Here is an 8,907-nt window from a genome sequence, read left to right as displayed (position 1 = left end):
ACAGCTTACCGCTCCTGGTCGAAATGATCCATGCCTGAATAGCTAATTTGTTTTAAAAACAGTCTATTAAGGGCTTTTCAGGGCTGACTAACTAATTTGGAAGGGCTGGAAGGGTTACAAAGAGTTAATACAGCTATCTGGAATGGTAAGGAAAGAACAATTGCAATAAGCCATAATGAAAAACTAAAAGATATTTCTGCTTTAAGCAATGTTAAAGCAGATGATGACTATATCATTATGGTATCTGATTCTGACGTAATGGAAAAAAAACTGCCAGATAATGATAGTGCATTTTTTAGTAATACAGTTATATTTCGAGACAAAAATAATCAGGATATTTATCAGTCATATAAAGCAAATGACTTTCCGAAAATCAAAAAAATTGAAGTAAAAAATGCTGTAAGTAATGATCTTCATCCTGTGTCCAATCTAATTCAGGGAAAAGGAAAAGGCTTCGAACATATTCCTCCTTATAGTAGTATTTCAAGAAATTTCTGGTCAACTAAAAAAGTAGGTAAGTCAGGTACGAGGTATTTTGATTTTGAACAACCTATTCTGATTGATATAGAGTTGGAATTTGAAGAGAAGTTTGATGCTATTGCACTTTGGCCAAGCCGTCGCTTCTTTGGTAATTCTATTAAAGATTTCCTGATTCAGACGGGAAACTCTTTTGAAGAGTTGGGATTATCGGTACCTATCCAGAGAACAGCAAACAATAAAAACCCTTTTGATGCTGAACTATTCCACTTCAACAATGTTTCAGCAAAGTTTTTACGAATTACTATCATCTCTAATCATTTTGAAGCAGGTGTCGGAGGGGAGTGTGTTGATTTCCAGGAAGTTGCTGTTGTCAGAAATTATTCAAAGATAAAGAGTGAAATATCAACGAATAACGATAGAGGTCTTAAAAGTGATTTGATAAGACCTTTGCTAATGGATAAGTTAGATGACTTGCATTATCGAATATTAAATATAAACCCTGAATTCTGTCTTGATGATATATGGCATCCTGGAATGACCTATCAGGAGTTTATTGCTGCCAGAGGCCTGGGTGGCCGAGGTCGTCAGCTTAGAAGGATTAAACTAGCAACTATTGGCGACAAAATTCATATGTATCACCTTTTAAAGGAGTACGGTATTAAGGGAATGCCTGTAAAACTGTATTCCAATCGGCTGGACGAATCTTTTTTCCATAACGTAAGAAGGGTATATGAAGAGGGGCTGAAGTCATTTGTTCTGAAGGTTAGTCATTTAGGGGATAGTATAGGGGTATACAGAGTACAAAATGGTGTACATATTCCCCCAAATGAAACGGCAGGTAGTAATTATATGACAGGCAAATCTGTTGATTTTGCCTATCTGGAAAAAGAAATAAGAAATCACTGGAATAACCAGCAATACCATGAGGATTGGGTGAGTAATGCTATCCCTCCTGGAGTTATTCTGGAAGAGCTTATAGAAGATGCCACTGAAATTAAATTTTCTGTCGTTTTTGGTCAGGTAGTTTGCTTCTTTATAAGAAGCCATGGATTACCCTGCTTTGACCAGGATGGTAATCCTCTGACAAATATTGGCACTCCATTACCTGATTGGTGGAGAGAAGCTTTAACTATGGCTGAAAAAGTCGCAAGAATATTTAAAGCTGATCATCTAAGGGTAGATATATTTCGACGAGAAGGCGAATTAATTATATGTGAAGTCAACTGGAATGGTGCAGAAAGATATCCAACTTACCCTATGATAGAGAATGCACTCAACTATGGTTACCAGTACAGACAAGATTTTATAAATACAAAAATTAATTAAGTTCAGGGTGGTTATATGGTTGTTTTGTATAGTGATGACTGTTTCAGTGTTGTAGAAACAGAAAAATATGGCATGGCGGTTGTCTGCCATAAAAACTTTAAAAAAGGTGAGGTTCTCTTCAGTTTTTCAGATGGCACTACTCTGGATTATCAAACTCAACATACATTACAAGTTTGTGATGGGGTATATATAGATCACCCTCTTGCTGGTTATGTACAGCATTCTTGCGATCCAAACTGCTGGGTTATTCCTGATAGCCAACAGTTTGTTTGTCGGAAAGAGATAATTGCCGGAGATTTTATTAGTATGGATTATGAGCAAACAGAAGACCTATTATTTAAAGACTTTCAATGTGGTTGCGGTTCACCTGTGTGCCGGGGATATATATCCGGGAGAAAGGTGATCTGATTATTGTAGTAGCTTACTGACAATGCCTTACCTTTGGTAAGGCTTTTTTTTTTGGAAAATTTTAATTTTTGTACTATATTTTATATAACTATAATATTATTTAATTAATAAAAGCTGTTTATGAATATCTTAGAGTTTGATCGTTTTTTAGCTAGGTTTGGCTGTGATACAGCTAACTTTGATTATAATGATTATCGTGTGAAAGGAGATCTATATATTAGAGGAAAAATTGAGCCAGAACAATTGCCTTTTTTTGACTCAATTGTATTTGTGGATGGAGAAATTTTTTTTGATAAAGTCGATCTTATTGAACTGGGAGGGTTTAATAACCTGGAAAAAGTAGGTTCACTCAGAATTTCAAACTGTGAAAGCCTTATGTATGTAACTGGTTTTCAGAATTTAAAAGAAGTTAATAAAATAATCATTGAAAACAATCTGTCATTGATTAAAATTTATGGCTTTACAAATTTATTTGAAAATGATGAAGAAATAGAGCAAATTAAAATAACGAAAAATTTTAATTTAGAGAATATTGATTTCTTATATGGTTTAAAAAGCACAAAGTCATCTTTGTATTTGCATCATAATAAAATTGGAAGCTTGTATGGGCTATCATTATTAGAGTCAGTCGGAGCTAGCCTTTCTTTATCATCAAATAATATTGAGAATCTAAACTTTTTGTCATCACTAAGAAAAGTTAATGGAATGCTCGGGCTGGTTAATAATAAAATAAAAAACCTGAGTGGCCTGGAAAATCTTTCCAGTCTTAAGACAGTAAAGTGGAATGGGGCATACCGAACTCTGGCGATTGATAAGAATGAAAACCTTACAGATATATCTGGACTGTCTAATTTAAAGGTGATGTCTGAATGTATTATTATTTGTGATGATGCTAATCAGTTTGAAATAACTCCTTCATCTCCATCTGTCTTTTTGGAAAATAATATAAAATTCATCAGTAAAAAAACATCTGTAGAGAAATATATTGGTGATAGAGTAGTAGAAGTTGATTTTTTAAAACAAATAAATACAGTTGATGATTTTTTTGATTTGTCAAATTATTCTTTATTAGGAGGCTACTTTTCAGTACGAGAGTGTAAGTTTATTATTGTCAATATAAATAGTTCTTCTCCTGAGTTTTTTTGGATAAATACGAAAAAATATAAATATCATTATGTCTTTTTTCGTGATGTACTGAAAAAAGAAATAACCCTGAAAGAATTTGATGATATTACTTATTTTGAAAAAAATAAAAATAACATATCTGGAACACTCACCTATCATGAGAATGGCATCTCATCAAACAATCTGTATTATGGGATCAGCTTTTGGCCGTCTGATGAAATAAATATAAATCAGATAAGGTTGTGTTGTGAATTAATGTTTAAATCATTTGGTAATATGGTTAATAATTCTTTCTTGCATGTAGCTGGGTCATATTTAGAAAAACAAGTAAAAAAAGAAAACTTTGGTAAATATATTGATTTAGTGTATACAGAAGAGCTTTTCAAAAAAGCTAATTTTATTCCTATGAATTCAGGAGTCACATATGGATGGCTGCGATTTCCATCAGATGAAAATGTGAATTCTGACGATATTGTTATTTTGAGGGAGTTACCTAACCATATTAGTCATGTGTCAGGAATAATAACAAGTAGGCCGCAAACACCATTGTCGCATATTAACCTGATCGCTAATCAAAATAATATCCCAAATTGTTATTTGAGAGAGGCTCATTTAATTAGTAGGTTTTTAGAGTTAAAGGATAAATATGTCAGGTTGGAAGTAACAAACCGGGATGTTTACATAACACTGGCAGAAAATGACCTGGATAAAAATATTGGTCTTTATGAGAAAAGACAGATTGATATCTATAATTTAAAAGATAGAACAATTAAGAATATTAAAGATATTGGCTTATCTGATCAGACTACATATGGCGCAAAATCTTCTAATTTAGGCGAGATATATCATCATTTAAATGGTGCATCAACTCCAGATGCTTTTGCAATCCCATTTTTTTATTATGAACAGTTTATGGTTTTTAATGATTTATATGGGTTTATTTCAATTTCTATGTCTGATTATCATAAAATAGATAACCGCTCCATTAAACTAGAAATTCTCAAAATAATAAAGAAAAAAATAAAACAGGCTGCTATACCTGAATGGATGCTTGATGCTTTAAAAAATCTTGTAGATGAATATCCTGAAGAGACTGTTTTGAGGTGTCGCTCAAGTGCTAACAGTGAAGATATAGCTGATTTCAGCGGGGCGGGTTTATATGATTCTTACAGCCATAAAAATAAAAATACTTCAATTGCTGAATCAATAAAGAAAGTCTGGGCAAGTGTATGGAATTATCGCGCTGTAGAAGAGCGAATTGTACACGGTATTAATCATTTTGATACCTTGATGGGAGTTTGTGTTCATCCTAGATATAAAGAAGAAAAAGCTAATGGTGTTGCCGTAACTAAAAATATTATTAATGAAAAAGAAGATGGGTTTTATATAAATGTACAGTACGGAGAAGCATTGGTTACAAATCCCGGAGAAGGTTCAAGCCCTGAAGAAATAAGTATAATTAAAAATAAGTCTGGATACAGTATACATTATTTAAGGAAGTCGAATTTAATACCTGGAGATGAGAAAATTATTTCAGGAAGAATTTTGGATGACTTATTATATGCTTTAGAGTGTATTAAGGATCATTATAATAATAATCTTGGTAAAAGATATGCTATGGAAATAGAGTTTAAAATAACTAAAGAAGGGGAGTTGCATGTTAAGCAACTTCGACCTTGGATTAGCTCAAAAAAAAGTTAAAGACGAATAAGTATGATAGGTATATTCTATATGTTATGTAAGAAGATACCTATCATTTATATATCTTTTAGATACAAATTCGCATGATATTACCTGTCTCTGATTTTAATTCATCAAAGCTCCAGTTACTGCTGGATTCAATCTCACTGCCAATACCAAAATAGAAACAACCATTGGATGTTTTTTCAAAGCTTCGTGAAAAAGAAGGGTAGTTAAACTGAACTACCTGCCTCCAGCTGCTCTTTTGCCCCGGACTACCAGCAAAAACAGCATTACTATACCCTGATTCGGTTTTATCTGTTGCCAGGATGTAAAATTGGTTATCTCTGTATATTACATCACGAGGGGTATAACCTACAGGTAGTTTAACCTTGTCAACAGTCGCGGAGCTTTCCGTTTTCATTGTTATAGAATAAGCCGAAATTGGTTTGTTCTGATGGTCGTTATGCTTATAGCCTGCCAGATATATTGTGCTATTATCACTGGTTTCACTATTAAAAATTTTTACGGAATCTGATCCAATAATTGTCGAGGGAAATAAAGAGCTGGTATTTAGGTCAGGTCTGGGCTCGAAAGATGAATAAATATTATTCCATTTATAAACGCTGACCTTATCCGGACTGTCTGTTCTGAATGTACGGGTTGCAAATAGTTGGCCTCGGAAAGTAATAAAAGAATAGACTCTGCCACTTCCCAGAGAATGAGATGACCAGGTGTTACCATTATCTTCACTGATATAAACTGCCCCGCTTCCATTTAATCCAACAGCAGCGAATACCTGGTTGCCAATGACTGCGATATCATAAACATGCAATGCTTCAGGCAGTGTTCTTTTCTTAACCCAGTCAGAGCCTGTATTGTAGTAAATATTCCCGAGAGTCCATTTTTGTGTTGCATCATGTCCAGGCAGAAACAGAATTGAATCCTGCTCTTTAAATTTATCAAGCTGCTCTTCTGCTGCTGTATATTCGTGTACGAATTTATTCTCCGTTATCGAATAATAGATTACCGGGACCCGGCCTGCATTGGCTGCAGGCCCACTATTGCTACTGTTTCCAGCTCCGATATAAATTCGATCATTGAAGAGCTGCATATCCCATACATTTCTGGCATATGTCTGGTCGCCGCCAGGATAGGTATCCATGTAGGGTGTTCCCAGAAACTCCAGTTGCTCATTGGCTGAAGCCTGGGTGGCCAGAAACAGGGTGCATGCTGCCAGAGTCTTTCTTATATACATAACGGCTTCCAGTCAGTTACAGATGCTCACAAAGATACCATGGTGTATGATGGTTATATCTTTACAGGCTAATTATCAGAGTGTACTAGTATGAACCTGGATTTTACTGTTCTCAACCTTCAGGCCGATTATGAGAAGTGTCTGATGCAGTATCCTTTTCGCTTCTTTTTCAGTTTAGATGGAAGTGCTCGTTCACCAGCATCTCTGACCTTCAATAAGCATAAGGATATCCCGGATTATATCCTGAGTCTGGTGGACAGTTTTTCAGAAGCTTTTTTAATTTTTACCAGGGAATGCGGGTTTAAAAGTCCTGTAGAAGAGGGCATATTTCACGAAAAAGGAGCTCGCTATATTGATGTCTTGCTGGATAACATTCCTCAACAAAGAGGGCTTGTCTCTGCAGAACTGATTGATCAAGGTGATTTGTTTGAAGAGGAAGATTTTCTGATTGGTCAATCCATCAGAATCGTTGTTGACAGGAATCTGATTTTAGGTACGGGGACACCAATACATGAGTTATTTCATGTTTTCCAGTACAACTATTGCCACTTTAACAATATGTGGTTTATGGAAGGGTTGGCCAGATGGGCCCAGAACCTGACCCATAGCCGCCCCGGAAAAGTTGAGATTTTACCTCAGGATCGCCAACAGCTGCAGGCGTTATTCCGACGTGCACATGATGCTGAATATTTCTGGCGACGTTTACTTAGTTTTGTTGAGCAGCCTGTCGAATTTGTTCGTAAGCTGCTACTGGAGTGTGAGTTTCAATGCCGTGTTATCGAATTGAAATCAGCTAATAGTAAAGCACACCAGAAAAATGCCTGGACCAGAGAAGAAAAGCGAAGCCGTCACAATAACATTATTATTGCCAAAGCACTGATACATATAGCTAAAAATACGGTTGTGAATGAACTACCAGAGCTGGTTAATTTTATTCAGTCTCTGGAAATCTATTCATCTGAGAGTTCATCTGAACTGACCGTAAAAGGAGATATAGAATTAAAAACAGTAGCTGATCTGATTCAATTTCAGCATATTGAAGAGGTGCAGGGTAATCTGACTATTTCTGTTTCTGATTTGTGTTCTCTTGGAGGTTTCAATCAACTAGAAGTGGTTGCGGGTACACTGCTAATTACTGAGTGTTCATCATTAGAAGAGATCGTGGGTTTTAATCAGCTCAGAAAGATTAACAGCCTCGAAATCAGTTTTAATACTGAGCTGGTTCGGATTGATGGATTTAATAGCCTTTTTTTAGATGGTGGATATATTTCTGGTTTTGTTAAGGTTATCAATAATAAAAAGTTGAACTCAGTTTCTTTTTTGTATGGTGTTCAAGAAACTAAATCATCTTTTTATTTGCACCATAATAATCTTTTAGATCTTGGTGGTCTTGAGAAGTTAAAAAAAGTAGGGGCAAGCTTATCGTTATCATCAAATCAGCTATCTGATATTAATGCATTATCTAACCTTGAATCCGTAAATGGTATGCTTGGTATTGCTTTTAATAGGCTAGTATCTTTGAAGGGATTAGATAGATTAAATAAGGTAGGTAATGTAAAATGGGGGGACGAGTATCGTAGTCTAGCTATTCATGGTAATAAATACTTGAAAGATATATCAAGTATCGGTCTTTTGAAATCATCAACTGGTTATTTGGTTATAAACATTGACCATAATAGTGATTTTGAATTTCTACCAGATAGCAGGTGTGATATTTATAATCAGGATGTAAAAGTTATATCTTCTGGGAAAGAACTGGATGTGACATCAGTCTTTCCTTTATATAATAAAAATAAATCTCCAGTTTTTGTTTTTGATGATAAATGGATTAATGCTCTGTCACAACATAAATGGATGAGATCTGAATTCTTTCCTTTTAATAGTGTTGATAAATTAATTCCTAATCTATACAGAGTTGGTGCTGAATATATTTATGCTCAAGTGGCTAGATCTCAATATTTTCTTATCGAAAACAATGAGGTTTTGCATAATGCTGGATTAAAGTTTTTATTTAATAGTAAGCCTTTTATGGACTTGTGTTTTAATAAGTCTAAATTTTATGAGTTTATGGTCAATAATGGCTTCTCTAGTTATGTTCCAGCAATATATGATGGAAAGAATGGTATAGAATTTCCTGTAGTGTATAAGATTGATAAAGGCGGTAATGGAGAGAATGTTTTTATTGTTAATAATATGGTTGAATTGGAAAGTATAGATGGGGGGGAAGGGTATTCATTGACGGAGTGTGTTTTAGGCAAAGCAGAATATGCCAGTAATTTTATTTATAGCAAAGGTGAAATTTTATTTGAGATAACATATAAGCGAGAGTTTTCTGATGATTTATTTGTTCTTAGATCAGCTAGCTATAATGATAATATGATCAGTCTGGATGTATGCGAAAATAAACTGGTTGATATCTTTCGTCAGATAATGGATAGTTTTGAAGAAGAATTTTTGGTGTGTTGTTTTGATTATAAAGTCGTTAATGGTGTGCCAAAAATTTTCGAAATTAATACCCGGCTGGGCTATACCCTTATTAAAGATAGCAAAAATTTCAAGAAAGCTATCGATGTTTACTGCCAACTAGCAGATAAGCATGCATTATCATCCTGATATTTATTCACTCTGCT

At 34.6% G+C, this 8,907-nt stretch carries 5 protein-coding genes; 4 read left to right on the top strand and 1 reads right to left on the bottom strand.

Annotated elements, in window-relative coordinates; genetic code table 11:
- Nucleotides 1-96: 96 nt before the first annotated feature.
- The 3 genes from H4O21_RS20320 (at nt 97) to H4O21_RS20310 (ending at nt 5,040) form a co-directional block, all read left to right on the top strand.
- A complete protein-coding gene (locus H4O21_RS20320; RefSeq protein WP_182810732.1) occupies nt 97-1,806 on the top strand; it encodes an ATP-grasp domain-containing protein in 1,710 nt (569 codons plus the stop codon).
- 15 nt (nt 1,807-1,821) lie between these two features.
- Nucleotides 1,822-2,214, top strand: coding sequence for an SET domain-containing protein-lysine N-methyltransferase (locus H4O21_RS20315; protein WP_182810731.1), 393 nt, complete (start codon nt 1,822-1,824; stop codon nt 2,212-2,214).
- 120 nt (nt 2,215-2,334) lie between these two features.
- Nucleotides 2,335-5,040 (top strand): PEP/pyruvate-binding domain-containing protein, encoded by a 2,706-nt coding sequence (locus H4O21_RS20310; protein WP_182810730.1) that lies wholly within the window; start codon nt 2,335-2,337, stop codon nt 5,038-5,040.
- Nucleotides 5,041-5,107: 67 nt separating this feature from the next.
- On the opposite strand, the gene H4O21_RS20305 is transcribed toward H4O21_RS20310, so the two are convergent.
- Complete coding sequence (locus H4O21_RS20305; RefSeq protein WP_182810729.1) at nt 5,108-6,277, bottom strand: beta propeller repeat protein; 1,170 nt, start codon at nt 6,275-6,277, stop codon at nt 5,108-5,110.
- Between the two features lie 90 nt (nt 6,278-6,367).
- Between H4O21_RS20305 and H4O21_RS20300 the strand changes: the two genes are divergently transcribed.
- Nucleotides 6,368-8,890, top strand: coding sequence for an ATP-grasp domain-containing protein (locus H4O21_RS20300; protein WP_182810728.1), 2,523 nt, complete (start codon nt 6,368-6,370; stop codon nt 8,888-8,890).
- Nucleotides 8,891-8,907 lie beyond the last annotated feature (17 nt).

This window comes from Oceanospirillum sediminis (assembly GCF_014164585.1).
In the GTDB taxonomy this organism is placed as follows: Bacteria; Pseudomonadota; Gammaproteobacteria; order Pseudomonadales; family Halomonadaceae; genus Oceanospirillum; species Oceanospirillum sediminis.
The sequence above is the reverse complement of the archived record's forward strand: the minus strand, read 5'-3'. Positions and strand labels throughout refer to the sequence as shown.

Coding starts and splice junctions, on each gene's coding strand:
- H4O21_RS20310 (WP_182810730.1), top strand. CDS start 2,335: ATGAATATCTTAGAGTTTGATCGTTTTTTAGCTAGGTTTGGCTGTGAT.
- H4O21_RS20300 (WP_182810728.1), top strand. CDS start 6,368: ATGAACCTGGATTTTACTGTTCTCAACCTTCAGGCCGATTATGAGAAG.
- H4O21_RS20315 (WP_182810731.1), top strand. CDS start 1,822: ATGGTTGTTTTGTATAGTGATGACTGTTTCAGTGTTGTAGAAACAGAA.
- H4O21_RS20305 (WP_182810729.1), bottom strand. CDS start 6,277: ATGTATATAAGAAAGACTCTGGCAGCATGCACCCTGTTTCTGGCCACC.